Annotated in this window: 25 protein-coding genes and 1 pseudogene; 16 read left to right on the forward strand and 10 right to left on the reverse strand. The window is 65.5% G+C overall.

Annotated elements, in window-relative coordinates; genetic code table 11:
- The first annotated feature begins 78 nt into the window (after positions 1 to 78).
- Complete coding sequence (locus tag AC5Y3Z_RS08375) at positions 79 to 444, forward strand: bleomycin resistance protein (RefSeq protein ID WP_463824638.1); 366 nt, start codon at positions 79 to 81, stop codon at positions 442 to 444.
- Here AC5Y3Z_RS08375 and AC5Y3Z_RS08380 read toward each other — a convergent pair.
- Entirely contained in the window at positions 441 to 833 is a 393-nt protein-coding gene (locus AC5Y3Z_RS08380; protein ID WP_463824637.1) for a DoxX family protein, read from the reverse strand. The two genes, AC5Y3Z_RS08375 and AC5Y3Z_RS08380, sit on opposite strands and share 4 nt — an antisense overlap.
- Positions 834 to 933: 100 nt before the next feature.
- On the opposite strand from AC5Y3Z_RS08380, the gene AC5Y3Z_RS08385 reads away from it, so the two are divergent.
- Both AC5Y3Z_RS08385 and AC5Y3Z_RS08390 read left to right on the forward strand, forming a co-directional pair.
- Entirely contained in the window at positions 934 to 2,082 is a 1,149-nt protein-coding gene (locus tag AC5Y3Z_RS08385) for a sulfotransferase family protein (protein WP_463824636.1), read from the forward strand.
- A complete protein-coding gene (locus tag AC5Y3Z_RS08390) occupies positions 2,072 to 3,130 on the forward strand; it encodes a DUF7064 domain-containing protein (RefSeq protein WP_463824635.1) in 1,059 nt (352 codons plus the stop codon). The genes AC5Y3Z_RS08385 and AC5Y3Z_RS08390 overlap by 11 nt, the downstream gene beginning before the upstream one ends.
- On the opposite strand, the gene AC5Y3Z_RS08395 is transcribed toward AC5Y3Z_RS08390, so the two are convergent.
- Positions 3,127 to 3,906 carry an SDR family oxidoreductase gene (locus tag AC5Y3Z_RS08395; RefSeq protein ID WP_463824634.1) on the reverse strand — a complete coding sequence of 260 codons (780 nt, stop codon included), beginning with the start codon at positions 3,904 to 3,906 and terminating at the stop codon, positions 3,127 to 3,129. The genes AC5Y3Z_RS08390 and AC5Y3Z_RS08395 overlap by 4 nt on opposite strands.
- Before the next feature lie 110 nt (positions 3,907 to 4,016).
- On the opposite strand from AC5Y3Z_RS08395, the gene AC5Y3Z_RS08400 reads away from it, so the two are divergent.
- The 4 genes from AC5Y3Z_RS08400 (at position 4,017) to AC5Y3Z_RS08415 (ending at position 7,238) form a co-directional block, all read left to right on the forward strand.
- Positions 4,017 to 4,451: an SRPBCC family protein gene (locus AC5Y3Z_RS08400; protein ID WP_463824633.1), complete on the forward strand. Its 435-nt coding sequence runs from the start codon at positions 4,017 to 4,019 to the stop codon at positions 4,449 to 4,451.
- 2 nt (positions 4,452 to 4,453) lie between these two features.
- Positions 4,454 to 5,236 (forward strand): SDR family NAD(P)-dependent oxidoreductase, encoded by a 783-nt coding sequence (locus tag AC5Y3Z_RS08405; RefSeq protein WP_463824632.1) that lies wholly within the window; start codon positions 4,454 to 4,456, stop codon positions 5,234 to 5,236.
- 18 nt (positions 5,237 to 5,254) lie between these two features.
- Positions 5,255 to 6,433 carry an acyl-CoA dehydrogenase family protein gene (locus tag AC5Y3Z_RS08410; protein WP_463824631.1) on the forward strand — a complete coding sequence of 393 codons (1,179 nt, stop codon included), beginning with the start codon at positions 5,255 to 5,257 and terminating at the stop codon, positions 6,431 to 6,433.
- 70 nt (positions 6,434 to 6,503) lie between these two features.
- A complete protein-coding gene (locus AC5Y3Z_RS08415; protein WP_463824630.1) occupies positions 6,504 to 7,238 on the forward strand; it encodes a 3'(2'),5'-bisphosphate nucleotidase CysQ in 735 nt (244 codons plus the stop codon).
- A 28-nt stretch (positions 7,239 to 7,266) separates the two neighbouring features.
- Here the strand turns inward: AC5Y3Z_RS08415 and AC5Y3Z_RS08420 are convergent, their stop codons facing one another.
- Complete coding sequence (locus AC5Y3Z_RS08420) at positions 7,267 to 8,475, reverse strand: MalY/PatB family protein (protein ID WP_463824629.1); 1,209 nt, start codon at positions 8,473 to 8,475, stop codon at positions 7,267 to 7,269.
- Between the two features lie 138 nt (positions 8,476 to 8,613).
- On the opposite strand from AC5Y3Z_RS08420, the pseudogene AC5Y3Z_RS08425 reads away from it, so the two are divergent.
- Positions 8,614 to 8,724: pseudogene (locus AC5Y3Z_RS08425) on the forward strand (dihydrodipicolinate reductase); the annotation flags it as partial.
- On the opposite strand, the gene AC5Y3Z_RS08430 reads toward AC5Y3Z_RS08425, so the two are convergent.
- Positions 8,725 to 9,570, reverse strand: coding sequence for an SDR family oxidoreductase (locus tag AC5Y3Z_RS08430; RefSeq protein WP_463824628.1), 846 nt, complete (start codon positions 9,568 to 9,570; stop codon positions 8,725 to 8,727). It lies immediately after the preceding pseudogene.
- A gap of 139 nt (positions 9,571 to 9,709) precedes the next feature.
- Here AC5Y3Z_RS08430 and AC5Y3Z_RS08435 point away from each other — a divergent pair, with 139 nt between their 5' ends.
- The 6 genes from AC5Y3Z_RS08435 (at position 9,710) to AC5Y3Z_RS08460 (ending at position 17,067) form a co-directional block, all read left to right on the forward strand.
- Positions 9,710 to 10,705, forward strand: coding sequence for an LLM class flavin-dependent oxidoreductase (locus AC5Y3Z_RS08435; protein ID WP_463824627.1), 996 nt, complete (start codon positions 9,710 to 9,712; stop codon positions 10,703 to 10,705).
- Positions 10,702 to 11,889, forward strand: a complete 1,188-nt coding sequence (locus AC5Y3Z_RS08440; protein WP_463824626.1) for a cytochrome P450 — start codon at positions 10,702 to 10,704, stop codon at positions 11,887 to 11,889. Before AC5Y3Z_RS08435 ends, AC5Y3Z_RS08440 begins: the two co-directional genes overlap by 4 nt.
- A gap of 278 nt (positions 11,890 to 12,167) precedes the next feature.
- A complete protein-coding gene (efeU, locus tag AC5Y3Z_RS08445) occupies positions 12,168 to 13,742 on the forward strand; it encodes an iron uptake transporter permease EfeU (protein WP_463824625.1) in 1,575 nt (524 codons plus the stop codon).
- Between the two features lie 31 nt (positions 13,743 to 13,773).
- The gene (efeO, locus tag AC5Y3Z_RS08450) at positions 13,774 to 14,922 is read left to right on the forward strand and encodes an iron uptake system protein EfeO (protein ID WP_463824624.1); all 1,149 of its coding nucleotides are present in this window, start codon (positions 13,774 to 13,776) and stop codon (positions 14,920 to 14,922) included.
- Position 14,923: 1 nt separating this feature from the next.
- The gene (gene efeB / locus AC5Y3Z_RS08455; RefSeq protein ID WP_463824623.1) at positions 14,924 to 16,207 is read left to right on the forward strand and encodes an iron uptake transporter deferrochelatase/peroxidase subunit; all 1,284 of its coding nucleotides are present in this window, start codon (positions 14,924 to 14,926) and stop codon (positions 16,205 to 16,207) included.
- A 53-nt stretch (positions 16,208 to 16,260) separates the two neighbouring features.
- On the forward strand, positions 16,261 to 17,067 hold the full coding sequence (locus AC5Y3Z_RS08460; protein WP_463824622.1) for an MBL fold metallo-hydrolase: 807 nt from the start codon (positions 16,261 to 16,263) through the stop codon (positions 17,065 to 17,067).
- On the opposite strand, the gene AC5Y3Z_RS08465 is transcribed toward AC5Y3Z_RS08460, so the two are convergent.
- Genes AC5Y3Z_RS08465 through AC5Y3Z_RS08480 form a run of 4 tightly spaced genes read right to left on the reverse strand, consistent with a single transcriptional unit; the run spans position 17,064 to position 21,032 of the window.
- Positions 17,064 to 18,050, reverse strand: a complete 987-nt coding sequence (locus AC5Y3Z_RS08465; RefSeq protein ID WP_463824621.1) for an alpha/beta fold hydrolase — start codon at positions 18,048 to 18,050, stop codon at positions 17,064 to 17,066. The genes AC5Y3Z_RS08460 and AC5Y3Z_RS08465 overlap by 4 nt on opposite strands.
- Before the next feature lie 18 nt (positions 18,051 to 18,068).
- On the reverse strand, positions 18,069 to 19,388 hold the full coding sequence (locus AC5Y3Z_RS08470) for a M23 family metallopeptidase (protein WP_463824620.1): 1,320 nt from the start codon (positions 19,386 to 19,388) through the stop codon (positions 18,069 to 18,071).
- Positions 19,385 to 20,257, reverse strand: coding sequence for a sulfurtransferase (locus tag AC5Y3Z_RS08475; RefSeq protein ID WP_463824619.1), 873 nt, complete (start codon positions 20,255 to 20,257; stop codon positions 19,385 to 19,387). Before AC5Y3Z_RS08475 ends, AC5Y3Z_RS08470 begins: the two co-directional genes overlap by 4 nt.
- A 40-nt stretch (positions 20,258 to 20,297) precedes the next feature.
- A complete protein-coding gene (locus tag AC5Y3Z_RS08480) occupies positions 20,298 to 21,032 on the reverse strand; it encodes a hypothetical protein (protein ID WP_463824618.1) in 735 nt (244 codons plus the stop codon).
- A 108-nt stretch (positions 21,033 to 21,140) separates the two neighbouring features.
- Between AC5Y3Z_RS08480 and AC5Y3Z_RS08485 the strand changes: the two genes are divergently transcribed.
- Both AC5Y3Z_RS08485 and AC5Y3Z_RS08490 read left to right on the forward strand, forming a co-directional pair.
- Positions 21,141 to 21,683: a TetR/AcrR family transcriptional regulator gene (locus AC5Y3Z_RS08485; RefSeq protein WP_463824617.1), complete on the forward strand. Its 543-nt coding sequence runs from the start codon at positions 21,141 to 21,143 to the stop codon at positions 21,681 to 21,683.
- Positions 21,680 to 22,930: a cytochrome P450 gene (locus AC5Y3Z_RS08490; RefSeq protein ID WP_463824616.1), complete on the forward strand. Its 1,251-nt coding sequence runs from the start codon at positions 21,680 to 21,682 to the stop codon at positions 22,928 to 22,930. Before AC5Y3Z_RS08485 ends, AC5Y3Z_RS08490 begins: the two co-directional genes overlap by 4 nt.
- Here the strand turns inward: AC5Y3Z_RS08490 and AC5Y3Z_RS08495 are convergent, their stop codons facing one another.
- Complete coding sequence (locus AC5Y3Z_RS08495) at positions 22,931 to 24,523, reverse strand: Na+/H+ antiporter (RefSeq protein WP_463824615.1); 1,593 nt, start codon at positions 24,521 to 24,523, stop codon at positions 22,931 to 22,933.
- A 21-nt stretch (positions 24,524 to 24,544) separates the two neighbouring features.
- The gene (locus AC5Y3Z_RS08500; RefSeq protein WP_463824614.1) at positions 24,545 to 25,633 is read right to left on the reverse strand and encodes a DUF5685 family protein; all 1,089 of its coding nucleotides are present in this window, start codon (positions 25,631 to 25,633) and stop codon (positions 24,545 to 24,547) included.
- Positions 25,634 to 25,818: the final 185 nt, after the last annotated feature.

Consider the following 25,818-nt stretch of genomic DNA (forward strand, 5'->3'; position numbering starts at 1 on the left):
CGGTAAGCGGCGCCGATGCGTTCGGTGACAGCGGGCTACCGAATCCGGTGGCTCCGAGCCAGGTGACAGACTGCCGAGGTGCCTGACGTCGAATTCACCTCAGTGGCGCCGATCGTGCCCGTGCGCGACCTCGCGGCCGCCTTGGACCGCTACCGCCGGCTCGGTTTCGACACCCGCGCCTACGACGGCCCCGACCGCTACGGCTTCGTCGACCGTGGATCGGTGTCCCTGCACCTGACCGAGTGGGCCGAACACGATCCGCAGACCACCGCCGCCGGTGTCTACCTGTACGTCAGTGACGCCGATGCCTTACACGCGCAGTGGAAAGCGTTGGACGGTCTCGGCGGCCGGCTGCACCCGGTGCGCGAAACTCCGTACGGATTACGAGAGTTCGCCTATGTGGACCCGGACGGCACCCTGCACCGCGTCGGGTCGCGAACTTAACTGTTGCGGTAAACCTTGAGCGCGGTGGTGATCATCGGAATCTGCAGCGGCAGACGGGCAATGGCGAGGGCTCGCATGTACCACGGCTTGTCCCACCACAGCCGGACCATGTTGACATTGCCGGGAAAGACCCCGAGAAACAGCGCGACGGCCGCCAGCGCCCCGAGTTTCCGGGTTTGCGGCGCAAGCAGTAAGGCCCCGATGCCGACCTCCGCGACGCCGGAAGCGTGAGTGTAGAACCGCGCGGTTCCGGGCAGTTCGACCGGGATGATCTCGTCGAACGGTTTGGGTGCGGCGAAGTGCAGGATCCCCATGCCGACCAAACCCGCACCCATCCGGGATGCGGTTTTCTGGGCTGAGTCACGCTGAGCTATTGCAGTGGAGGTCATGCACCCAGTGTGACCGACCGACTAGCCATACAAACTTGGCATGGCTGTATTCCCTAATCGGTATTACCGACCGCACCGCTCTGGCTCTATCGTCGGCCGTGTGCCCTCCATCGATCAGGTGCTCGGCGAGGCCCGCGCGCAGACCGGCCTGAAAGACTTCGGTGCAGAATCATTCCGCGACGGTCTGGCTATCCTGCTGTCCGCACTCGACCGCGAAGCTCGGCTGAACGACCGGGGACAGGCGTTTTTGCGGCAGCGCATCGTCGGTTATCTCGCACAGCGTCTGCAGGTCGAGGACTGGTATCGGCGGCACCCCGAAATCGACGACGTGCCGCTGGTGCAGCCAGTGATCGGACTGGGGCTGCCGCGTACCGGCTCGACGGTGTTGTCGATGTTGCTGGCCCAGGATCCCGAGGTGCGCTATCTGCGCCGGTGGGAGTCGTCGCAGCCGTGCCCGCCGCCCGCGACGGTGCGGGGACCCGACCCACGCATCCCGCCCGACAAGGGCGAAATGGTCGGCACCCGTTACCACGTGCCGGCCGCAGTCCACGGTCCGATGGAATGCCACGAGCTGATGGCGTTGAATTTCACGTCGCACATCTTTCAGTCGTTCGCCGAAATACCCTCCTATTCATCGTGGTTGGTCGACTCGGCGGATCTGACGTCCACGTACCGCTATCAGCGTCGGGTGATGAAACTGTTGCAATTCGGGGAGCCGCACCGGCCTTGGCGGTTGAAGTGTCCGTCGCACGTGCTGTGGCTCGACGCCTTAAATGCGGTTTTTCCCGACGCACGGTTTGTGATGACACACCGCGACCCCACCGACGTCATCTTGTCGGTTGCCGACCTCTACGCCGACATCATCGGGTCGTTCAGCGACGACGTCGACCTCAAGTACATCGGCCGGCTCAACGTCGAACACTGGTCGCGCGGCATGCAACGGGTCCTGGAATTCCGCGCGGACGATGCCGACGAGCGCTTCTACGACATCGATTTCGTTGCCATGCAACATGATCCGATCGGTGTGGTCACCGAGTTGTACGGTTGGCTGGGGTTGCCGGTGGGGGAGGAGTTCGAAGCGCGCATGCACAGTTGGTGGGCGGCAGCGGCCGCCGAACGCGAACCGCCGTCGCACGCAGACCCGGCGGCGTTCGGCATCGACTTCGACGAGCTGCGAGCACTTTTCGCCGGATACGTCGGCGCCGCGCGGAACTGGACCGCCAATGTCAAGGATTCACATGTCCATTGACCTGACCGGCGGTATCGACCCGGCCCGCGAACTCGTCTTCGCGCAACGCCCCGACGACCCGGAGATGCGTGACTCGGTCAGCTTGTGGGTGGTCGACGACCGCGGCGAACTGGGCTTGCCGCGTATCGGTATCGAAGCGGTCGCCGCCAACTGGGACGCCCATGACATTCAGGTCAATGTCGCGTTCCCCGACGGGCGCGTGTACCGGCTGCGGACCAATGGCACGTCGCTACCGGCGCTGGACAATGCCGGCCGACCCACGGTGCTCGGCGCCGGCGGCTTGGTGTTTCAGTGCATCGAACCGTTCAAGACCTGGACGATGAGCTACGACGGGCCCGCGGTGCAGACTTCGTCCGCCGATCTGGTCCGAGGCCGCAAAGACGGCCCGACGGTCGCTATCAGCTTTCACGTCGAGGCCACCATGGCCGTTCCGCCTTGGGTGCAGGGTGCGCTGCGGACCGACGCCGCGCTGCAGCTGCAGGACTCGATCGGCAACATGATGGGTGGCCCCCGCTACGAACAACTGTTCACCGCTGTCGGGCGGGTATCGGTCGCTGCAACCGAAAAACGTTTCACCGGAAGCGGATTGCGGATCCGCAGACAAGGGGTGCGCAAGCTCGCCGGATTCTGGGGGCACTGCTGGCAGTCCGCGGTCTTCCCCAGCGGCAAGGCATTCGGTTACATCGCCTACCCGCCGCGGCCGGACGGCCAGCCGAGCTACAACGAGGGATTTGTGTTCAGCGGCTCCGGCACGCTGATACCGGCACGCGCGGTGCAAGCACCCTGGCTGACCCGACTCGAACCGGGGCCCGACGACGTGTCACTGGTGCTGGAGACAGCCGAAGGAACCGTCGCAATCGACGGGCAAACGGTGTTCACCACCCACGACATCCACCACAACGACGATATGTATTCGATGCAGGCGCTCAAGCAGGAGACGTCCAGCTTTCCCGCGGTGCAGCAGGCGGGGGTGCGCTATCGCTGGGACGGCGAGGAAACCTTCGGCATGCTGGAACGGTCCAACCCGCTCGACAAGCTCACGCGTTAAACGCCGGTGGCGCGGCGGTTGATCTCGCGCAGCATCCAGGTCGGCGCGGCGTTGGCGATAGTCATCAGTGCCTTGGCCTGCCTGCCGACCGCATAGTGCGGCCCATGCGGCAGCCGGGGCCGGCCCTGCGCGATCTTCAAAATCGTGTCGGCGACGTCGTCAACGGTGAGCGAAATTCCCATCGTGCGCGTGCTGCCGGTGTCCACACCGTCCACCATTCCGGTGTCGACGAACAGCGGCCACACCGCACACACCCGGATGTCGTCGGCGGCCCATTCCAAATCGAGCGCTTCGGTGAGTCCGCGGATCGCGAACTTGGAGGCCGAGTACGTCGCGAGTTCGGCCTGACCGTACATGGCGGACGCAGACGACACGTTGATGACCTGAGCGTTGGGCGTCGCGCGCAGATATGGATATGCCGAATGGCAGCCGTTCAGCGTTCCACCCACATTGACGTCGATGATGCTGCGCTGATCCGGCAGTGATATGTCCACAAAGCGGCCGGCCTTGAGGATGCCGGCATTGTTGATCAGCACATCCAACGTGCCGCCGGTGTGTTCGGCCAGTTCGCGGAGCCGGGTGGCCCAGGCGTCCGGGTCCTGCACCTCGAGGGAGTCCACCACCGCCTCGGGCCGCAGCTGTTCCCGCAGCTCGTCGAGCGCCTTGCGGTTACGGCCGTACGCGGCAACCCGGTAACCCGCCTCGTCGAACTTGAGCGCCGTGGCGCGGCCGATGCCTGCGGTCGCGCCGGTGATGGCGACGGTTTTGCTGCTCACGGTTCATGTCGTTCCCCCCTGGCGCAGGGTGTAACCGGAATCGGCAAGGGTAAATGCCGTTGCACCAGCGGGCAATAGCCGGGCAGCGCCGGCGTTTAGCATGAGTGGCCATGGTCGAAATTCGCGTGGAACGCCGAATCGCCGCACCCGTGGAACAGGTCTTCGACTGGCTGGCCGACCCGGCGGCCCTGGTCGCGGCTCCGCTGGTGATCACGTCGGGGTGGGCGAAGAACTCACCGGCCGAGGGTGCGGGCGCGGTCCGGGAAGTGTGGGGGGCCGGTATGTGGTTCCGCGAAGAGATCACCGCCTACGACCGGCCGCACAGCTACACCTACCTGATCGTGCGCTCGGTCCCCGGATTCGATCACGAGGGCGGCACCTTGACCTTCACCCCCTCCGGCGATGGCACCCAGGTGGACTGGCTGACCAACTACACCCACCCGGTGTATGCCGGCGGCAAGCTGATGGAGAAGGTCAGTCGCCCGCTGCTGCGGCTGAGCTTTCAGGCGATTCTGAATCGCTGCGCCAACGACCTGGAGAGCTGACGATGCCGGATCGAGCACGCTCGCGCACATTCGTCGTGACGGGGGCCGCATCGGGCATCGGGTTGGCCACCGCGCGGCGACTGCTCGACGAAGGGGGCACTGTCGTCGGCGCCGACCTGGCGGCACCGCCGGATCTGGGACCGCGGTTCTGCTTCGTCGCCGCCGACGTGAGTGACGAGGCCGCGGTCGCCGCGGTATTCGCCGCCGTGCCCGACCGCCTCGACGGTGTGGTCCATTCCGCCGGTGTCGCGGGTGGCGGCCCCGTTCACCTGCTTCCCCGATCCGAGTGGGACCGGGTCATCGCGGTCAACCTCACCGGCACATTTCTGGTGGCCAAAGCGGCATTGGCCAGGATGATCGAACAACCCCGGGTCGACGGCGAGCGCGGTTCGATCGTGACGCTGGCCAGTGTCGAGGGTCTGGAGGGCACCGCGGGCGGCAGTTCCTACAACGCCGCCAAAGCCGGCGTGGTGCTGCTCACCAAGAACATCGCGGTCGACTACGGGCCCAGTGGGATCCGGGCCAACGCGATCTGCCCGGGCTTCATCGAAACCCCGCTAGCTGAAAGCGTTTTCGGTATGCCGGGGATGGAGGGCCCGCGCGCTTCGATCACCCGTGAGCACGCTCTGCAGCGGCTGGGCCGGCCCGAGGAGGTCGCGGCAATGGCGGCTTTCCTGGTGTCGCCGGACGCGTCGTTCGTGACGGGTCAGGCCATTGCGGTCGACGGCGGCTACACGGCCGGCCGCGACCACGAGGTGGTGCAGATGTTCGGGTTCCCCGAGTAATGCTGATAGGACAGACGAATGACCGCGATCAAGAGTGAATCGGTGCTGGCGCAGGCGCAGCGGATGCGCGAGTTGGTACAAGCCGAAGCTGCGGCGTCCGAACGGAACCGCACCCTGACCGACGCGATCGTCGACGAGCTGTGGGCCAGCGGGCTGATGACGGCGTTGAGTCCGCCCGAGGCCGGTGGCAGCGAGCCGTCACTAGCCGAGATGATCGAAACGTGGATCGAAATGGCCTGGCAGGATGGGTCTTTCGGTTGGATCGGGATCGCCAATCTGCCGTCGCGGTTCGCTGCGGCCACCTATCTTCCCGACGACGGCTTCGCCGAAGTGTTCACCGCCCACGACAACCACGTCACGATGGGCGGCCAGTTCTTCCCCAACGGACAGGGCATCGTCGTCGACGGCGGGTACCGGGTGAGCGGGGCCTGGAGCTTCGGTTCGGGCACCGGCCATGCACAGTACGTGGCGGCGGGGTTCTTCCCGATGGACAACGGCGAGATGCGCTGGATCGGCGACGGCATCCCTGACATGCAGGTGGCTGTCATGCCGCGCGCGGAGATCCGGTTCAACGACGGCTGGCACGTGCAGGGGCTTAAGGGCACCGGGTCCTATGACTACAGCGTCGAGGACGTGTTCGTGCCGGCCGGACGCACGTTCGCGCTGTTCGAGCGGGTGCCGCAGCGCGGAACCTCGCCGGCTGCCCGGATGGGGCTGATGCCGGTGACCGCCGCCGGACACGCCTCCTGGGCACTCGGGGTTGCCAAGAGCATGCTCGACGACGTCACCGATCTGGCTGCGACGAAATTCCGGATGAGCGACATGGCGTCATTGGCCAGCCGACCCACCTTTCAGAAGGGGTTGGCACACCACGTCTCGGCCTGGCGTGCGGCGCGTCTGCTGGTTCTCGACTCTTTCACCGCCGCCGAATCCGCGGTTGCCGCCGGTGCCGACCTCAGTCCGAGCCTGCGCGCGGATATGCGCGCGGCAGCGGTGTACGCCACCGACACGGCCCGCGAGTGCGCCGAATGGGCTCACCTGGTCGCGGGCACCAGTTCGATCCGCGAAGGCAGCCGCCTGGAACGTGCTTTCCGCGATATCTACACCGGCACCCAGCACGCGTTCATCAGCGAAAAGGTGGCGATCGACGCGGCGCAGATCTGGCTGGGCGTCATCGAAGACCAGTTCGGGCTCTGAGAGCGCTCACGCGTAGACAGGTAAAGACGGTTAACATTGCCAACATTTCCCTGTTGAGAAAGCTGGTGGCATGAACGATCATGACCTGGCCGCGCAGTTGGCCACCGACGCAGGCCAATTGCTGCTCGGCGTGCGTGCGGAGTTCGCCGACGCGGAGGCCGGTGAACGGAAGGCCGCGGGGGACAAGCGATCTCACGATTTTCTCATGACGGCACTGAGCCGTGAGCGCGGCGACGACGCAGTGCTCTCCGAGGAGGGCGCCGACGACCCGGTCCGGTTGCGGTCGCAGCGGGTGTGGATTGTCGACCCGTTGGACGGCACCCGCGAATTCTCCGAACTCGGGCGCACCGACTGGGCGGTCCACGTCGCCCTTTGGGAGGCCGGTGAGCTGGTGGCCGGCGCCGTCGCGCTGCCGGCGCAGGGCGTTACCCTGGCAACGCCCGAGGTCGTGCCACCGCCCGCCACCCCCGACAAGCCCCGCATCGTGGTGTCGCGCACCCGTCCGCCTGCCATCGCGCTGGCCGTGCGGGATGCGCTGGACGGCACCCTGGTCGAAATGGGTTCTGCCGGAGCAAAAGTAGCGTCGATCGTGCAAGGTTTGTCCGATGTGTACGTGCACGCCGGGGGCCAGTTCGAATGGGACTCCGCAGCGCCGGTGGCCGTCGCCAGGGCAGCAGGTCTGCACACCTCGCGTATCGACGGGTCGGCGCTGGCTTACAACCAGTCCGATCCGAGACTGCCGGACCTGGTGGTGTGCCGTCCCGAGTTCGCCGCGGCGGTGCTCGCCGTCACCCGGAACTCGTGATCGACGAACGACTCGCACCGGCTGCAATTCAGCGGCGCTCGCGCACCGCTCGTCCCATCCGCGAAACCGCTTCGGTCAGAATAGCTTTCGAGGTAGCGAAGTTGAGTCGGACGTGACCGGATCCACCGGTGCCGAACACGTGTCCGGAACTGAGCGCGACGCGGGCCCGGTCCCGAAACCAGCGTGCCGGCCCGGACAGGTCGGCCACCACTTTGACCCCCGCGCTGTGCGCGTCTTCGATGCCGAGTTCGCGACAGTCCAACCAGGCCAGATACGTGCCGTCCGGGCGCAGCAGCCGCACTGCGGGCAGGTGTTCGGCGACCAGATCGCCGAGCAGCGAACGGTTTTCGTCTAACCCGGTCAGGAGTGCGTCGAGCCAGTCGCCGCCGGTGCTGAAGGCCGCGGTATGCGCGATGAGCCCCAGGTGACTGGCGCCGTGGCCCACCTCCTCGGGCATCCGGCGCAGGTCGGCGGCCGATTCCGGCCCGGCGATGGCCAGTCCCGCTTTGATGCCGGCCAGATTCCAGGCTTTGGACGCAGACGTCAGCGCCAGAGCGTTGTCCGCTCCGGGCACACTCAGATAGGGGGTGAAGCGCGCCCCGGCCAAGACCAACGGAGCGTGAATCTCGTCGGACACCACGCGGATATCGAACTGGCGGGCAAGTTCGGCGACACCGCTCAGCTCGGCGACGGTGTGTACCGCACCCGTCGGGTTGTGCGGGTTGCACAACAGAAAAGCGACTTTCCCCCTCGCCCCTGCCGACTTACGCGCCTGCGCAAAAGTATCCGCCAGCACATCCGGGTCGATTCGGCCCTGCGGGCCCAGGGGCGCTTCGACCACGCGCCGGCCATCGTGCGAGATGAACGCGTAGAACGGGGCGTACACCGGGGAATTCACTATGACGGTGTCACCCCGGTCGGTGACCAGTCGCAGCATCTCAACGGCGCCGAGCATGACGTCGGGGACGACGCGGGTTCGGCCCACCGACAGCCCGGCCCACTGCCAGCGCTGCGCGGCGAACTCGCTCACCGCCTCGGCGTACGCCTTGCCGTGCGGGTATCCGGTGTCGCCGGCGTCGACCGCCCGCCGGATAGCCTCGGCCACCGACGGCGCCAGCCGGACGTCCATCTCCGCGACCCACAACGGCAACACATCGGCCGGGTGGGCGCGCCATTTCATGCTGGTGCGGTGGCGCAACTGCTCGAGAGTCAATTCCTCCAGCGGGTTGGCCGTCACTCGCGGCAGTTTAGTTGAACGCTTGCCCGCCCCCTCGGCTCGCGGGAGCCAGGCAATGCTGAACAAATGTCAGGTTGACGGCACGGAACAGCGGCTGCAGTTTCTCACCAGGAAAGGATCGACGTGGTGTCCACGACGTCGACGGCGATGCGCGTCGTCAACGCCGTGCCCTACGTGGTCGCCGCTGAAGCGGGCCTGCTCAGCTCGCTGGACGTGCCGATGACCCTGCCGCGGAACGCATTCGACTGATCAGGCCAGTTGAACGCGGCCGGTGATCAGGTCCATGATCGCCTTGCCGGGCGCGAACGATCCGGTGATCGACGACATGGCGTGGCCCTGGTCGACGTTGAGCGTGATGCCGTTGATAGAACCCGACGCGGCGCTGTTGAGCATGATCATCGCTTTGCCGATGTCCTCGGGTGTCAGCGTCGCGCTGCCGGTGTCGTCGCGGTAGTCCTGCGCGAAAGTCAGCCACAGGTCGGCATTCGCGCGGGCCAGCGGGGTGTCGGTGGGACCGGGGCAGACAGCGTTGATCCGCACACCCTTCTTCTGGAAGTGGTAGCCCTGCCATGCGACATAGCCGTTGATCGCCTTTTTGCTGAAGCCGTAGTGGATGATGCCCTGCGGTTCGCGCTCCTGACACCAGTCGTGCGCCGACTTGTAGTCGGGCGTGGCCAGGAAGTCCTGCACCAGCTCCAGGTCGTTCTCCCAGCCCATCCCGGCGACCGACGAGATGAAGCAGATGGCCGAGCCCCGGGGAAGCAGATCCTTGGCGAACAACCGCTCGATGAGGTGGCGGTGCCCGATGAAGTTCACCTGCATCAGCTTCGGTCCGTCGGCGACGCCCGCGGCAGAAAACAGAGAGTGGACGGGCCCGTCGAGTTCGTCGACCGCCCGGTCGATCGAGTCCTGGTCGCTGAGGTCCAGCGAGATCACTTTGTCGGCGTCGTAGTCAACGGACGCGAAGTCCATCACCGTGACATGCGCGCCGAGGTCCTTGGCGATCTGTGCGGCGGCTGCGCCCATGCCGGTCGCTCCACCGACCACCAATACCCTTTTGCCCTTGTAGCCTAGTAAGTCTGACGCCGTCGTCATCTTTCCTCTTTTCCCAGGTGGTTGCTCGATGGACGTTACAATATCCGGACCAGATGTTAGTTTCAAACTAGCTGTTGACCCCGTTCGCCAGACCGACGTAGCGTACGTGGCACAAATATTAGGTTGTCTAGGAGATGGCGTGTACACGCTGCGCTTCGACATGCGGGCTCCGGCGTTCGGGGCGAATCCGACGGCACTTTATGCCGCCGCCCCAGCGATGTGCGCCTGGGCGGAGGGTCACGGCGCCCTGGCCGCTGTGGTCTGCGAGCACCACGGTTCTGAGGACGGGTATCTGCCGTCTCCGTTGTTGCTCGCCTCGGCGATAGCGGCGCGCACCGAGCGGCTGGCGCTGAGCCTGATCCTGATCCTGCCGTTCTACGACGCGGTGCGACTGGCCGAAGACATGGCAGTCCTCGACATCTCCAGCGCCGGGCGGGCGTCCTACATCATGGCGCTCGGATACCGGCCCGAGGAGTACGAGATGTTCGGGTTGGCACTGGGTGACCGGGGCCGGCTGGCCGACGAGAAGCTGGGTCTGCTGCGCCGTCTGCTCGCCGGTGAGACGGTCGTGCAGGACGGGCGTCGGATTGCGGTGACTCCGCAACCGCTGACACCCGGCGGCCCAGCGATGATGTGGGGCGGCGGCAGTCTGGCCGCCGCGCGGCGCGCCGGGAGGTACGGGCTGGGCATGCTTGCCAACGGCAATGTCCCGGGTATGCGGGAGGCCTACGAGAACTCCTGTCGCAAGCACGGTTTCGAACCGGGGCCGGCGTTCTTCCCCGATCGCAATACGCCGTCGGTTACCTTCGTCGCCGATGACGTGGACCAGGCGTGGTCGGAGCTCGGAGAGCACCTGCTGCACGATGCGCGCACCTATGCCGCGTGGAATCCCGGCAACGAGACGTCGGCTGGCTTCTCGCATGTGGACACCGTCGACGAGCTGCGCGAGACGGGTAAGTCGCACGTGATAATAACGGTGGAACAAGCGGTTTCGCGAATCCGGTCCGGCAAGATGCTGACCCTGTCGCCATTGTGCGGCGGGGTGCCGCCGGACGTGGCGTGGCCATATCTGAAGCGGGTCGGTGAGGTCGTAGTGCCCGAAGCCGCTCGTCCGCTCGCCGCGGGGACTGCATGACGACGACCGAGATCTATTACGATCCGTTCGATTTCGACATCGACGACAACCCGTATCCGATCTGGAAGCGGATGCGCGACGAGGTTCCGCTGTACTACAACGACAAGTTCAACTTCTATGCGCTGAGCCGGTATGAGGATGTCGCCCCCGAATTGACGAACTGGGAGACCTACCGGTCGGGCCGTGGTACCACGATGGACATCATCATGAGCGGTATCCAGGTACCGCCCGGTGTGATTCTGTTCGAGGATCCGCCCCTGCACGATCTGCATCGCCGGTTGCTGTCACGGGTTTTCACACCGCGGCGGATGGAGGCGATCGAACCGCTCACCCGAGACTTCTGTGTGCGGGCGCTCGACCCGCTGGTCGGTTCGGGCCGCTTCGACTTCATCGCTAACCTGGGGGCGATGATTCCGATGCGCACCATCGGCTACCTGCTGGGCATCCCCGAGGAAAGTCAGGCCGATATCCGCGATCGGGGTGGGAGGGCGATTAACCTGCGCGAGGGCACATTTCGGGCGATCGACGACGATTTGTTCGAGAAGAGCTATGAGGTGTTCTCCGAATACATCGATTGGCGGATGGAGCACCCTTCCGACGACGTGATGACCCAGTTGCTCAACGCCGAGATCGAGGAGAACGGGGTGGTGCGGCGGCTGGATCGCACCGAAGTGCTGATGTACACCAGCATGATCGCCGGAGCGGGCAACGAGACGACGACCCGGCTGATCGGCTTCATCGGTCAGCTGTTGGCCGAACATCCTGACCAACGTCGCGAGATCGTGGCGGATCCGTCGCTGATTCCGGGAGCGATCGAGGAGGTGTTGCGCTACGAAGCGCCGTCACCGGTGCAGGCGCGTTACGTGGCGCGCGACGTCGAGTGTCACGGGGCCCTGATCCCTGAGGGCTCGATCATGTTGCTGCTCAACGGTTCTGCCAACCGCGACGAGCGCAGATTCCCCGATGGTGAGCGGTTCGATATCCATCGCAGTGGGGGACACCTGAGCTTCGGTCACGGTCTGCACTTCTGCCTGGGTTCGGCGCTGGCGCGCATGCAGGCGCGGGTGGCACTCGAAGAGGTCATCAAGCGGTGGCCGACATGGGAAATCGACTATGCCGCCGCACAGAAGGCGCACACGAGCAGTGTGCGGGGATGGTCAAGTTTGCCGGTGATCACCGGATAGGTCCCCGCACCGGGGACCGCGCCGTCACTCGCGTCCCAGTACTCACCGTCCGGCTGTGTGCAGACGATTGCCCGGCTCCGAGCGACAATCCCACTCCAGCGCGACTTTGCGGGTCAGCACACGCGTCTGGTCACACTGCTGTGCCACGGTGACATCATGACGCCCGAGTGGGTTCAAGCCGTGACTGGGGCGACGCTTGTGACGGCGGGGACGGTGCGGCCAGCAAAGGGCCTCCGCGTGATTTCAGCGATGCCCAGCACCTAGTTAGGCTGTGCTAAGTGAACGGCGTGTTTATCGGCACCTTCCTGATCGGCCTGCGCGAGGGCCTGGAGGCGACGCTCATCGTGAGCATCGTCGCCGCTTTCCTCAAGCGCAACGGCCGGTCGATCCGGCCGATGCTTGCCGGCGCGGCCCTCGCGGTTCTGCTCAGTGTGGGCGTCGGGGTCGGGTTGGATCTGCTGTCGGCGGCGCTGCCGCAGCGACAGCAGGAAATGATGGAAACCGTCATCGGGGCGGTCGCGGTGGTGTTCGTGACCTCGATGATCATCTGGATGAACCGCAACCCGGGCCGGCTCAAGGGCGACCTCGAACGTGAGGCCCGAGACGCTCTCGGCCGGGGCAGTTTCCTGGCGCTGGCGCTGATGGCCTTCCTGGCGGTCCTGAAGGAGGGCTTCGAGACGGTGGTCTTTCTGCTGGCGACGGTTCAGGCGTCGCACGACAGCCACTGGGCGGCTGTCATCGGCGGGTTGACAGGGATCGCGGTGGCAATCGCACTCGGTGTCGGCCTGTACTTCGGCGGCCTGACTCTCAACTTGAGCCGTTTCTTCCGTATCACCGGTACGTTCCTCGTCTTCATCGCCGCAGGGCTGGTGCTCAGCGCATTGCGGACCGCCCACGAGGCCGGCTGGGTGGCGATCGGGCAGCAGCAGGTACTCGACCTGTCGTCCTGGATCCCGGGCAGTTCGGTGCGTGGCGCGTTGATCACCGGGTTGTTCGGCATACCCGCCGATCCGCGGCTCGTCGAGGTGCTCGGCTGGCTGCTCTACGCGGTACCGGTGCTGACGATCTTCCTGTGGCCCGCCCGCAGCGTCGCCAACGCCACTGCCCGTCGCAGGCTGCTGGTGGCCACCGCCGGGGTGCTGATCATCGTCGCGGCGGTGCTGCTGATCGCGGTGCCGGCCCGAAACTCCACACCCGCCGCGCACGCGCGCACGGTGACCGACCATCGCGGCCGCCCCGGCACCGTGTCGCTGGCCGGGACGCTGAGTGGTCGTTCGCTCTCGATCACCACTGACGGCGGACCGGCAGGTACCGTCGCGCTCGTCGCCGCCGGCACGGATTCAGTGGACGGCGTGCCGGTCCGGGTGTGGCAGGCGACACTGCCCGCACCCGCCGACGGCGCCCCGACCGCCACGCTGGCCGAGCTGGCGGGTCTGACCGGCGGCCGCCTTCCAGTGGGAGTATCCGCATCCCGCACCCCGGGCCCGTTTCAGGTCCGATGGGCCACCAGTACCGTGTACACCGTTCGCGCTCAGGATGATTCGGTACTGAGCGCGCAGGCGACAAGCAACCGCACCGCCGTCCTCAGCGGCGGCGGACTTGCAGCGCCGAAGACAGTCAGCCTCGGCGGGCTACCCACCGACTGGGTGACTATTGACGACGAGTCGGTCACCGCGCAACTCAAAGCCAACTCTCAACTGCACGCCGAACGTCTTCTGTGGCGGCTCTGGCTTCCGTTGGTGCTGGCGGTCTTCGCGTTGGGTTGTATAGCCACCGCGCTGCGCAGCCACCGCACCGAACACGCGCAAGGAAAGGGAAGAGTCGCCAATGCCGAAGCGCACCAGCCGGTCTAGCGCGGCCATCGCGACCGCCGCAGCAGTGCTCATGACTGGGTGCAGTTCCGGCGACGCCGACCCGCCCAGGTCCGGGACCCACCAGGTCTCGGTGACGATGACCAACGACAGCGGCAAGGACCGTTGCGTGCTGAGCACCACCACGGTGCCGGCCGGACCGGTGACATTCACGGCGTCGAACACGAGTGCACCGGGCATCTCCGAAGTGGAGTTGCTCAAAGATCAACGCATCGTCGGCGAAAAAGAGAACCTCGCCCCAGGGTTGGATTCGGTCTCGTTCACCGTCACCCTGGACGGCGGCTCGTACCAGATCTATTGCCCGGGCGCTGAAATCGAGTACCAGACCCTGACAGTGACCGGGCGGGCTCCGGCGCCGGCCACCGGCACGGTGGCGACCATCCTGGGCCAGGGCACCAAAGATTATGCGGCCTACATCGTCAATCAGATCGAGCAGTTGAACGACGCCGTGCAGGGGCTCAATGGCGCCGTCCAGGCCGGGAATCTCGACGGGGCCAAGACGGCCTACGCCAGGGCGCGGCCGTTCTACGAACGTGCTGAGACCAGTGTCGAGGGGTTTGTGCTGCCCGGGTTTGCCGTCGGCGACAACGCCGGCAACCTCGACTATCTGATCGACATGCGCGAGTCCACTCCGGTGGATGCGAAAGTCGGTTGGAAAGGCTTCCACGCCATCGAACGTGACCTGTGGCAGGCCGGGGCCATCACCGCCGGCACTAAGGCGCTCAGCACCGAATTGCTGGGCAACGTGGGCAAGTTGAAGGACACTGTCACCAGCCTGCAGTACCGGCCTGAGGACCTGGCAAATGGGGCGGCGGACCTGATCGAGGAAGTGCAGAACAATAAGATCACCGGCGAAGAAGAAGCCTTCAGTCACATCGATCTCGTCGACTTCGCCGCGAACGTGGAGGGTGCTCAGCAGGCCTACGCGGCGCTGCGACCGGGGTTGGACAAGATCGACAGCAATCTGGTCAAGCAGATCGACCAACAGTTTCAGGATGTACTGACCGTGCTGGCCGGGTATCGCGACCCGACAGCGTTGGGCGGCTACCAAACTTTCGTCTACGAACTCCAGGCCCGTGACGCACCGAAGTTGACCGCGGTCATCCAGCCGTTGCACCAGAGCCTGTCCGTGGTAGCCCAGAAAGTGGTCACGGCGAACTGACATGACCGACGACGACAGCAACGAACCGCCGAAACCGTCTGGCAGCATACCGGTTTCGCGGCGACGAGTGCTCGGCGGCACGATGCTCGCCGGACTGACCGGTGCCGTCGGGGGCGGGGCGGCCGGTTACGCGATGGCCGAGCGCGGTGACCGAGACGATCACGACACGGTCGATCTAAGCCGCCGCTACCCTTTTTACGGGCAGACGCACCAGGGCGGTATTGCGACGCCCCCGCAGCGCTATTGCGTATTCATGTCCTTCTCGCTGGCCCCCGGCGCCGGACGTCCCGACCTGCAGGCGTTATTGGCCCGGTGGTCCGCGGCGGCCGCGGTGTTCCAGCAAGGCAATCCCGTTGGCGCAGTGCAGCCGTCGGTCGAAGTGCAGCCACCGGCCGACACCGGCGAGGCCTTCGGGCTCAGTCCCGCGGGTCTGACCGTCACCGTCGGGCTGGGACCGTCGGTGTTCGGCGACAGGTTCGGACTTGCCGGCAAGCGGCCGGCGTTGTTCGCCGACCTGCCGCCGCTCAACGGTGATTATCTGGACCCACGGCTACGCGGTGGCGACGTGTCGGTGCAGGCTTGCGCCGATGACCCGCAGGTCTGCTACCACGCCACCCGCAACCTGACCCGCCTGGGTCGCAATATCGCCGCACCGCTGTGGCAGGTGCTCGGTTTCGGTCGTGCCTCGGCCGGCCCCGGCCAGGCCACTCCGCGAAATCTGATGGGGTTCAAGGACGGAACTCGCAACGTGATGACCGCCGAGCAGTACCGCCGGTTCGTGTGGGTCGACAACAGCGATCAGGCCTGGATGAACGGCGGTACCTACCAGGTCGCGCGAAAAATCCGCATGCTGCTGGAAACCTGGGACACCGACCGAATCGGTGACCAGCAGCAGGTCATCGGTCGCAGCAAACAGGAGGGTGCACCGCTGGGCGGCAACGCCGAATTCGACACGCCGGATTTCGCGGCAACGGGACCGGACGGAAAGTCGGCGATCGACCCGCTGTCCCATATCGGCTTGGCCGCACGGGAAAACAACAACGGCATCATGATCCGCCGTCGCTCCTACAACTACACCGACGGACTGGACGCCACCGGCCAGCTCAACGCCGGGCTGCTGTTCATCTCCTATCAGAATGATCCGCAGAACTTCATCCGGCTGCAGAACCGGTTAGGCGCCAACGATTTGCTGAACGAGTACATCCGGCACATCGGGTCGGCGATCTTTGCCGTACCTCCCGCGCCCAGCCAGGGGCACTACATCGGTCAGTCGCTGTTCAGCTGATTGGTTCAGCAGTAGGCGTTTCAGTTCCATTCCTGCGGGAACACGCAGCCATCATGGACATCACCGTGACCTTTGTCGGAAACGCCACGACGCTGATTCGTGCCGGGGAGATCACGGTGTTGACCGACCCCAATTTCCTGCACAGGGGTCAGCACGCGTACCTCGGCCACGGCCTGATCTCCAAGCGCCGCAAGGAGCCTGCTCTCTCCATCGAGCAGCTGCCGGCGGTAGATGTCGTTCTGCTGTCACATCTGCACGGGGATCACTGGGACCGGGTGACATCGAAACGACTGAATCGCGAACTACCGGTCCTGACCACGCCGCCCGCGGCGAACAGGTTGCGGACGAAAGGATTTGACCGGGCGACGGCACTATCGACCTGGCAGACCCACCACCTCGTCAAGGGTGACGTCCAGCTCACGGTGACGGCGCTACCGGGCCGGCACGCTCCGGTGTGGGCCAATCGGCTCCTTCCGCCGGTCATGGGCAGCATGCTCGAGTTCGGCTCCATCCACGCAGCAGAGAGCCGACGCATCTACGTTTCCGGGGATACCTTGCTCATCGACGAACTGGGCGAGATTCCGGTTCGGTTCGATGCCATCGATGTCGGCATACTGCACCTGGGCGGGACCCGGCTGCCCGCCGGTTCCCGATTGCCGTTCGGGCTCACCGTGACGATGGATGCGCAACAAGGCGCCGGACTTGTCGAGCTGCTCGACCTGCCGAAGATGATTCCGGTCCACTTCGACGATTACACCGTTTTCGCTTCTCCGCTGGCGGATTTCACGGCAGAGATGCAGCGTCGCGGCTGGGCGGACCGTGTCATCGAGATCGAACGCGGTGCAACGGTGTCACTTTAAGCCTTCTGATCCACCAACACCGCCCCCTCAGGTCGGTCTCCGAGTGTCTGCAGATGCAGGTTGATGTCTTTGCCCTGTGCGGTGAGCCGAAGGATGTGAGCGAGCTCGGCCGGGGCATCACATTGCAGGTAGTGATCGGCGGTCGGTATCACCCAGTAACGGCTCTGGCCCGGCATATTCCGCAGGTAGGCCTGCCAGACGTGGTTCGCGACCCGCAGCGGGGCTACGGTGTCGTGCAGGCCCCACACCAGAGTGGCGTTGACGGGGATCTTGGAAAGAGCCTCGAGCCAACGCTTTTCATCGGCAGCGCGCTCGTGCAGATACTGGATGGTGTCCGGCAGGACACGGATGCCGTCGTTGTAGGCAAAGCATTTTGCCAGGGCGGAGATCTCGGCATCCCCGGTGGTGCGGCGCGGCATGAAGGTGGTGATCCCGAGTCCGGCGGCCAGTAGCTCCGGGGTGGTTTCGGCGGCGGCTGCCCGTCCCGTTGCGGAGTCGAGCAGCGCGAGTTGGAACGCGGTGAGGTTGGACAACGGCAGGTAGATGTTTGCATTGGTGATGATGAGATCTACTGGCAGTGCGGACTTCTCCGCCAACAGGCCGGCCGCGATCATGCCGACGCTGCTTCCGCGGTCATGGGTGATCATGCGGTAGTCGGTCAGTTTCCAGACCTCAGTGATCGCGTGGACCAGCAGTCGTGCGTCGTCGTAGAGCGAGTAGACGTACGGCTCGGGTGGTTTGTCGGATACACCGTAGCCGGGAAAGTCGAGGGCGAAAATCTCGAAATCTTCGCTCAGTGCACGCGCCAACGGGTAGTAGTCGACACTGGACGTCGGGAAGCCGTGTACGCACACCAATGCGGGCGCCCCCGGTCTGCCGAACCGGCGCAAAAACACCGTGACCCGCTGCCCGTCGTTGGCATCGGTGGTCGATCGCCAGCTCAATTCCGTTCCGCCACTGTGCCATTCCACGAAAATGTCCATGATCTCGGCCTTTCGAGGTTAGGTGTGGGGGAAGGTCACGACGCCCAGCAGCAGGGGCAACTGATTGGTTTTCAGGACAGGTGCCGGCAGCATCGCGGGCCCGAAAAACGAACCGCTGAGGTAGTTGTCGGCATTCCACACCTGATTCGCGTCGAGCTGACCCTGGTAGCTGAAACCTTCGATGACGTACGGCAGGGCGTCGGCCTCGAACAACGACGGGCCGCTCATCAGCTGGAAATGCAGGTGCGGGGCATTGGAATTGCCGGTATTGCCCAATCTGGCGATCTGCTGACCCTTCTTGACCTGGTCACCGGGCTTGACCATCAGCGAACCCTGGATCAGGTGGGCATACATGGCATAGACGCCACTACCGAGATCCATGATGATGTGGTTGCCGTCGACATTGTCCACGGTCAGCTTCGCGGCCAGTTCGGGCACGGACGCGGGCAGGATGCCGGGTACGTTGGCCTCGAGAGCGTCCAGCGTCGAGACGATGGTTCCGTCGGCCACGGCGTAGATGCCCGAGCCGTAGTCGCTGAAGCTCTCGTTCCTGGTCCGGTCACCGGTATAGAAGTTGCCCTGGTCGTTCATCCGCATCCAGTCGATCGCGAAGCGCTGGCTGTTGTTCAGTTTCATGTTGAGCGGCAATATCGCGTCGCGATGCGCCCAGCCGGGATCGCAGCAGCCGTTGAAAGCCACCCAATTGTTGCCCCGCACCGGCGGCGCGATGGCACGCGGCGTGCCGGCCGAGATGTCGAACGGGGCGCCCAGCATGTCGATCGGGCCCGGAACCTTGGAGGCGCCCGGATTGGTCACCCCGGTTCCGTGCAGCCGCAGCATCACCGCCCGGGGGAAGTCGGTCAGCTTGTCCAGGCGGAAATCGAGCAGCAACGACCTGGACGTCGCGGGTGCGATGGTGAAGTCGGGTGCGGGTGCGGCTGGCAGGATCCGCAACCGGTTGCAGTTGCCGAAGGTGCAGGCGGGATCGACCAGCTGGTTGCCGGAGAACGACGCCAGCACGCGTTTGGGGTCGCGGGCGTCGACGACGTCGACGGCGGTCAGGGCGGAGGGTTCGGCACTGGAGTTGGTGACCTGCATGTCGAAGGCCAAGTGATATTTGTCGTCGGTGCCGGGAAACGGAAACGTCGGCCGGCTGATCGGGGCAACTGTCAACGGAGTGAAGGCATCGGGCACCGTGATTCCGGCCAGCGGATCCGTCCTATCCGGACTGCTCGTCCCGCCGGATTGTTTCGGAGAAGCTGCGCAGGCAGTGAGGGCGAGCACGAACCCGATGACTGCCAAGCTTTTCCGTGCTTGGCTGCGCCGATCGGACGTCATTGTGCCTCCTCGATCAACCCGGGTGAGCGTTGCACGGGACGCGTCGGGTCCGAGCTCCACTCCGACCACGAGCCGGGAAATAACGCCGCCGGATAGCCGGCAGCGGCCAGCCCGGCGACCACCACGGCGGCGGTCACCCCGGACCCGCAATACACTCCGACAGCCGTATCCGGTTCAATACCATTGTCGGACAGGTGTTTTCTCATAGTCTCTGTCTCGAGGAAGCTGCCCTCGGGGGTCAACAGTGTCCCGAACGGCAGGTTCTTCGCGCCGGGAATGTGGCCCGCGACGGGGTCGACGGGCTCGCTGTCGCCTCGGTAACGTTCGGGAGAGCGTGCATCGAACAATTGCACGCCGCCCGCACCTGCTTCCTCGGCCGTCAGGGTTGGTCGGCCGCCGGCGTACAGATCATCATGTGGCACAGTCACATTCCCGGCCGGCGGTTTGACAGGCCCGGTCTCTACTGCGCCCCCGCATGAGCGCCACGCAGCCAATCCACCGTCCAGGATGCGCACATTGGGCAGTCCCGCCGCGGTCAGCACCCACCACGCGCGGGCGGACCCGGCGCGGTTCCAGTCGTCGTAGACGACGATGAGCTCGCCTTGGTGGATACCCCACCGGCGCGCGGCCGCCTGCAGCTGAAATCCCGACGGCAACGGATGGCGGCCCCGGCCGGCCACCTGGTGGTCGCTGAGATCGTCTTCGAGCGAGACGTAAACAGCACCGGGTAGGTGTCCGGCCAGGTAGGCCGAAAGTCCGTCCGGGGTGCCGAGTTGCCAGCGGACGTCCAGGATGGTCAGTGGATCGCCGGCTTCGATGAGGTTGACCAGCTCGGCTGCACTGATCAGCACCTCGCTGCGCACGTTCACTGCTCAACTCTAGCGCCGGGCGCACGGCCAGTCCTGAGGGTCAATCTTCTTCGGGCCAGGCCTGCCAGCTGATCATGCTTCGCAGGGGACCGGCAAATAACGGTTGCACCGCATCGGAGCGCCAGCGCTCCTCGACCAGGGGTGCCACAGCAGCCGCGACAGCCAGCGGGTCATTGTCGAGGTAAACCACAGTGATGTACTGCGGCTCGGACCGCCAGCCGCGCGGCGCCGGATTCCATGTAGGTCCGAACATCCAGGCACCCGCGGTCCCGGGTGCCGCCAGCAGCGCCGGATAATGTTCGGCGACAGACCAGTTCAGCCACTGATCGAACCGCGGGCCGCGCGGTTCCTCGACGATCAGCAACACGCCGCGGTGCGGGCGGAACGGCACTACCTCGGCGGAGACCGCCGATTGAGGCGCGGCGTGGCACTGCAGTAGAGGCAGGCCGCCGATCTGCAGCAGCGGCCGCATGCTGGGCATGCGACCGATGTCCCGCAACGTCCGACCGAGGTCGATGAAGTCGTCCAACGTGTCCTGGACCGGGTCGCCGACCAGGTAGTGCACGGCGTTGCCGATCTGGCCCAGCGGGCCGTGCGACGCCAGGCGGGCCGATGGATAGGCACCGTCGGCGATCCAGCGCAGTCCGTACACGATGCCGGGCAACCGATACTGCTCGGGCATGTGGTCCAACAGGTGCCAGCGCAGATAGCTGCCGTCGTCACCGGGTGGCGCCGCCGCGGTGAAGCTGAAAATGCCCGCCTTGACGCGGTTCACGAGGTACTCACCGCGCAACACCCCTCGTGGAACTCAGTCGGCTTTGCGGTCCCGGTGCTCATCGCGGTAGATTCTAACAGTGCTCGAATTAATCCGAACGAGGATTCAATGACCTCCGCGGTACGCCGTCCGTACGGGGAGCTGGACCGTGACCAGGTGGTGGCCTCGCTGCACACTCTGGCGCGACGTGTCGGCGTGCAGCACGTCACCATGCGGGGAATCGCGGCCGAACTCGGGTCGGCGGTGCCGTCGGTCTACTACCACGTGCCGGGGAAACAGGCCGCTCTGGACCTGCTGGCAGAATCGGTACTTGCCGACATCCCGGTCCCGCAGGACGGCCCGTGGGATCAAAGGGTCGCCGAACTGTATTGTGCGGCAAGGGAAGTGATACTGGCGGTTCCAGGCATCGCGAACATTCTGCAGACCGGCGGGGGTGGGGAGCGGGCCCGGCGGTTGGACCGGTTGAGCCGCTCGCTGCTGGCCGAGGCCGGTCTCGCCAAACCCGTTGCCGCGGCCGCTCATACGGTGCTGTACACCTATCTGCTGGGTTCGGTCAGTCTGGATGAGACGCGGCCGTCCAAACGCCCGTCCACCGCGCGCTTCCGTGCCGGACTCGACGTGATCATTGCCGGGATCAAGGCCTCCTCATGACCGTTCCCAAGCTCGGCTCGTTGGTCGTCGAAAATCAACACGGCCCCGCCGACCGGGACGCCGCAACGGTGCTGGATCCCGACACCTTCGTCGTCGGCGCGCCGTTCGACGCCCTGCAGAGACTGCGAGCCACCGCACCGGTCCATCCGGTGCAATTGCACGGCCTGCCCCGGGCGTGGCTGCTCACCCGGCACGCCGACGTGCGACTGGTCAGCCGCGACACCAACACCTTCACCAGCAACAGAGGCAACACGCTGGTCGAGGTGGAGGCAGCCCCGACCTCGGCGATGCTGCCGGGGATCGACCCGCCGCGCCACGTCAAGATCCGCAAGCTGATCAACCAGGGTTTCACCGTCCGCAATGTGCAACGCCTGGAACCGCACATGCGCAAGGTCGCCCGCGACATCGTCGCCACTATCACCGACAAGGGTGAATTCGACGCTGTGCCAGACATTTCCGCGGAGATGTCGCTGCAGGTGATCGCCGACGTACTGGGTGTGCCGGCCGAAGACAGGTTGGACGTGTTCCGGTGGAGCAACGCCATCGGCAGCCTGGGCATCGAAGATCCCGACTACGCGCCCACCCCGGAAGCGCTGGGTCAGGCCGCCGCTGAAATGTTCGCCTACTGCAACCAATTGGTGAAGCACCGACGCACGCACGGGCTGACCGACGACATCCTGTCGGCGTTGCTGGCCGCCGAGGTCGACGGCGAGAAGCTCAACCGCGACCAGCTCAACGAATTTTTCTTACTGCTGGCCGTTGCCGGCAACGAGACCACCCGAAATACGCTCAGCCACGGCATTTTGGCGTTGTCGCAGCACCCGGAACAACAAGCGCTGCTGGCCCGCGACCCGTCGGCGGTCAAGCCTGCCGTCGAGGAACTGTTGCGCTGGGCCACGCCGGTCCTGCACTTCCGCCGTACCGTCACCTGCGATGTCGAAATCGGCGGGCAAGAGATCCCCGCCGGCGACTGGGTGCTGATGCACTACCTGTCGGCCAATCGCGACGAGGACGTGTTCGACCGGCCCGATGAATTCGACATCACCCGGACCGATGCCGGTCATGCCGCATTCGGTGGCGGGGGAGTGCACTTCTGTCTGGGCGCTCAACTCGCGCGTCTGGAACTGCGGGTGATGATCGAAGAGCTGTACGCCGGCGTGCCCGGTCTCACCGTCACCGGCGAGCCGGAGCGCCTGCGGTCCTCGTTCTTCCACGGCATCAAACGACTTCCGTGTAGTACCGGCTAGCTACTCGACGTCTGCCGGTCCGAGCAGTCGGACCTCTTCCAGGTCCATGGTGGCCTGCACCTCGCGCAGCACGATGTCGTCAATCTGTCGTTGGTCGCGCAGTTTGGTGACGGCTTGACGTTTGCGGTCCAGGACGCGAAGACGCACCTCCCGGATCAGGTCGACCTTCTCTGCCAGTTCGTTGGTGCCGGGGTCGTCACCGCCGGCCGCCACGAGTAGGGCGTGCTCCTGGTATTCCTTTTCCAGACGCGCCAAAATTTTCGGTTCCACGTCGAGTTCGGCGGCGACTTCCGGCAACGCCTCGAGAGCTGCCTGCGCCCCGCGCGTTCGGGCCAGCTGCACTTCGTCGGCGCGGTCAACGTCTTCGGGCAACCGTGCCCACCGAACGACGGCGGGCAGGGTGCTGCCCTGGACCAGAACCGTCACCAGGATCACCACCGAAACGACGAAGATGATCAGGTTGCGGTCGGGAAACGGTGCGCCGGTGTAGGTTTCGAGCGGTACGGCCAGGGCTGCGGCCAGCGACACCGCGCCGCGAAAGCCTGCCCAGCTGGTGACGGTCCGTTGGCGAAAGTCAACATGCCGGCTCCGGCGTCGCATGCTCTTGTCGACGGCACGCCCCAGGACGGTGGTGAGTTCGACCCAGGCGAACCGCGTGACGATGACCACGCCGGTGACGGCCAGTGCCAGCATTGTGGCGCGTCGCAGCCCGTCGCCGTGGTCGTTGATGCCGCGCAGCGCGCCGGGCAGTTGCACACCGACGAACACCCACAGCGATCCGTTGATCAGGAACGTCGAGATGTCCCAGAAGGCGAAGGACTGCAGTCGCGACCGGGCCCTGATGACCCGTGGACTGACATAGGTGATGACGAGAGCCGAGACCAGCACCGCGACCACACCGCTGCATTCGACCGATTGGGCAAGCAGGAAGGCCGCGAACGGCGTCAGCAGGCTCAGCGCCCCCTCCTCGAGCGGTGCGTCGATGCGGCGACGCAATAGTGTCACCAGGAACCCGATGATCAGCCCGGCGGAGATGCCACCGAGGTAGGAGTAGATGAACCGCGCGGTCAGCGCGACCGGGCCAACCTCGTGGCCACCGACGGCGACGGAGACGGTCACCCCGAACAGCACCAGCGCCGTGCCGTCGTTGATCAAGCTCTCGCCCCGCAGCACGGTCAGCGCGCGCCGCGGTAGCTTCTTGGCCAGCCCGGCGACCGCGGCAGCGTCGGTGGGCGAGAGCACGGCACCCAGCACCGAGGCGGCATGCGACTCCATGCCCAGCGCCCGTGCGGTCCAAGACACCGCGAACGCGGTGGCGATCACCAGTCCGATGCTGGTCATCACGATGATCCGCATGTTGGCCTTGATCTCGCGGAAGCTGGTGTTCAGACTCTCCCAGTACAGGATCGCCGGCAGGAAGAGCAGCAGCACGAGTTCGCCATCGATGTGCACATTGCCGAAGCGAGGAATCAGCCCCAGCAGCACACCGAGAAAGATGAGCAGAACCGGTGGGCCCACGCGGTAGCGGCGGCCCAGCAGCGTACCCAGGACGACGGTGGCAACCAGCGCGACGATGACGACAAGCGCAAACACCTGCCCATCCTTGCCTATGGGCTACGAGCAGTCGCAGCAGTCTCCGCAGTCGCAGCAGCAGTCGCAATCGCAATCGCAATCGCAGCAGCAGGCATCGGTGCAGCGGTCCCAGCAACCCCGCTTCTTCTTCGGCTCGGGAGGAAGCTGGCCGGGAGGCGGGTATCCGCCGGGTCCGTATATGCCGTATTGGTTACCGCCGAAGTTGATGCCGTCCTGTTCGCCGTGCGGGCTGCCATACGGGTAGTTGGCCCGCGGGACGGCACCGGCGAAGGTGCGTGAGACCGAGCGGCGTATTTCTTTGGTCAACAGCCGGCGCGGCAGGCGATCGTCGGTGAACTCGACATCGGCCAGTGCCAGTTCGATGCCCAGCACCGCATCATCGCACAGCGTGCGGACCTCGGCCATGGATATCCCGGTGGCGGCCAACGGATTCCACTTTCCATGTGTCAAATCGTCGTGGTAGTCCTCGACCGCGTCCAGCAGATGCGCGACCCGTCCGAAGAGTTGTCCGACCTCGCGCAGCGGTGCCGCATTGGCAGGGCGGCCGGCCAGCACCGCGGTGTGAGCGAATGCGGCGGCCACGGCCGTCTCGGTCGGCTCGGTGACGGTCAGCAACGGACTGCCCGGACCCGTGGTCGCCTCGAGTTGCATCTGCCGGTCCATGGCGCGGACCAGCACGGCGGTGTCGAAACCCAAGCGGCGGCCGGTATCAGTGCCGCGGCGGACCCACCGTTCGGCGACGCGTCGCGCAGCCGGACGTATCCCCGCCATGCCGACTACGCCGTCGCGGTCATCCACGTGGTCACGGACCTTCGCCGCGGCCAGTGCCAGCGACACCACAGCGGCCAGACGCACGCATTCGCCGGTCGCGACGTCGGCGCGTTTCATACCGCGCAGCGGGCAGGGCCCCGCGGTGCGACGCATCGGCTCCGCCTCCGACTGGGCTTCAACGAGCAGCGAGACGATCAGGCCGTCGTAGTTGGTGGCGATCCGCGCCGCTTGCCCGTAGTCGTCACGCAGAGCCAGGCACAGACCGCACAGTTGGGCGCGCCAAGCCGCGGTGAGTTCGCCGCCGAGATGATGACGACAGGGCCGAATGATGCCAAACACGGATTGAAGTTACCTGACCAGGCTGCGGTGCGTCCGCAAACGCGTATTCGATGTGGCGCGCGAATGGCTGCCGCACTGTGGCTATTTCACCAAACACGTTGTCCGCCAGGGTTATCCAAGTGCACTCAGTGCGTAGCACCGATGATCGTGCCGCAACGGAGGTGCACCAGATCCGGTCAGCGCGC

The organism is Mycobacterium sp. NGS61, from assembly GCF_059812325.1.

Bases quoted from the DNA above. Each gene is read 5' to 3' on its own strand.
- AC5Y3Z_RS08380 (WP_463824637.1), bottom strand. From the start codon at position 833: ATGACCTCCACTGCAATAGCTCAGCGTGACTCAGCCCAGAAAACCGCA.
- AC5Y3Z_RS08390 (WP_463824635.1), top strand. From the start codon at position 2,072: ATGTCCATTGACCTGACCGGCGGTATCGACCCGGCCCGCGAACTCGTC.
- AC5Y3Z_RS08400 (WP_463824633.1), top strand. From the start codon at position 4,017: ATGGTCGAAATTCGCGTGGAACGCCGAATCGCCGCACCCGTGGAACAG.
- AC5Y3Z_RS08405 (WP_463824632.1), top strand. From the start codon at position 4,454: ATGCCGGATCGAGCACGCTCGCGCACATTCGTCGTGACGGGGGCCGCA.
- AC5Y3Z_RS08410 (WP_463824631.1), top strand. From the start codon at position 5,255: ATGACCGCGATCAAGAGTGAATCGGTGCTGGCGCAGGCGCAGCGGATG.
- AC5Y3Z_RS08415 (WP_463824630.1), top strand. From the start codon at position 6,504: ATGAACGATCATGACCTGGCCGCGCAGTTGGCCACCGACGCAGGCCAA.
- AC5Y3Z_RS08430 (WP_463824628.1), bottom strand. From the start codon at position 9,570: ATGACGACGGCGTCAGACTTACTAGGCTACAAGGGCAAAAGGGTATTG.
- AC5Y3Z_RS08440 (WP_463824626.1), top strand. From the start codon at position 10,702: ATGACGACGACCGAGATCTATTACGATCCGTTCGATTTCGACATCGAC.
- efeO (WP_463824624.1), top strand. From the start codon at position 13,774: ATGACTGGGTGCAGTTCCGGCGACGCCGACCCGCCCAGGTCCGGGACC.
- efeB (WP_463824623.1), top strand. From the start codon at position 14,924: ATGACCGACGACGACAGCAACGAACCGCCGAAACCGTCTGGCAGCATA.
- AC5Y3Z_RS08460 (WP_463824622.1), top strand. From the start codon at position 16,261: ATGGACATCACCGTGACCTTTGTCGGAAACGCCACGACGCTGATTCGT.
- AC5Y3Z_RS08465 (WP_463824621.1), bottom strand. From the start codon at position 18,050: ATGGACATTTTCGTGGAATGGCACAGTGGCGGAACGGAATTGAGCTGG.
- AC5Y3Z_RS08470 (WP_463824620.1), bottom strand. From the start codon at position 19,388: ATGACGTCCGATCGGCGCAGCCAAGCACGGAAAAGCTTGGCAGTCATC.
- AC5Y3Z_RS08485 (WP_463824617.1), top strand. From the start codon at position 21,141: ATGACCTCCGCGGTACGCCGTCCGTACGGGGAGCTGGACCGTGACCAG.
- AC5Y3Z_RS08490 (WP_463824616.1), top strand. From the start codon at position 21,680: ATGACCGTTCCCAAGCTCGGCTCGTTGGTCGTCGAAAATCAACACGGC.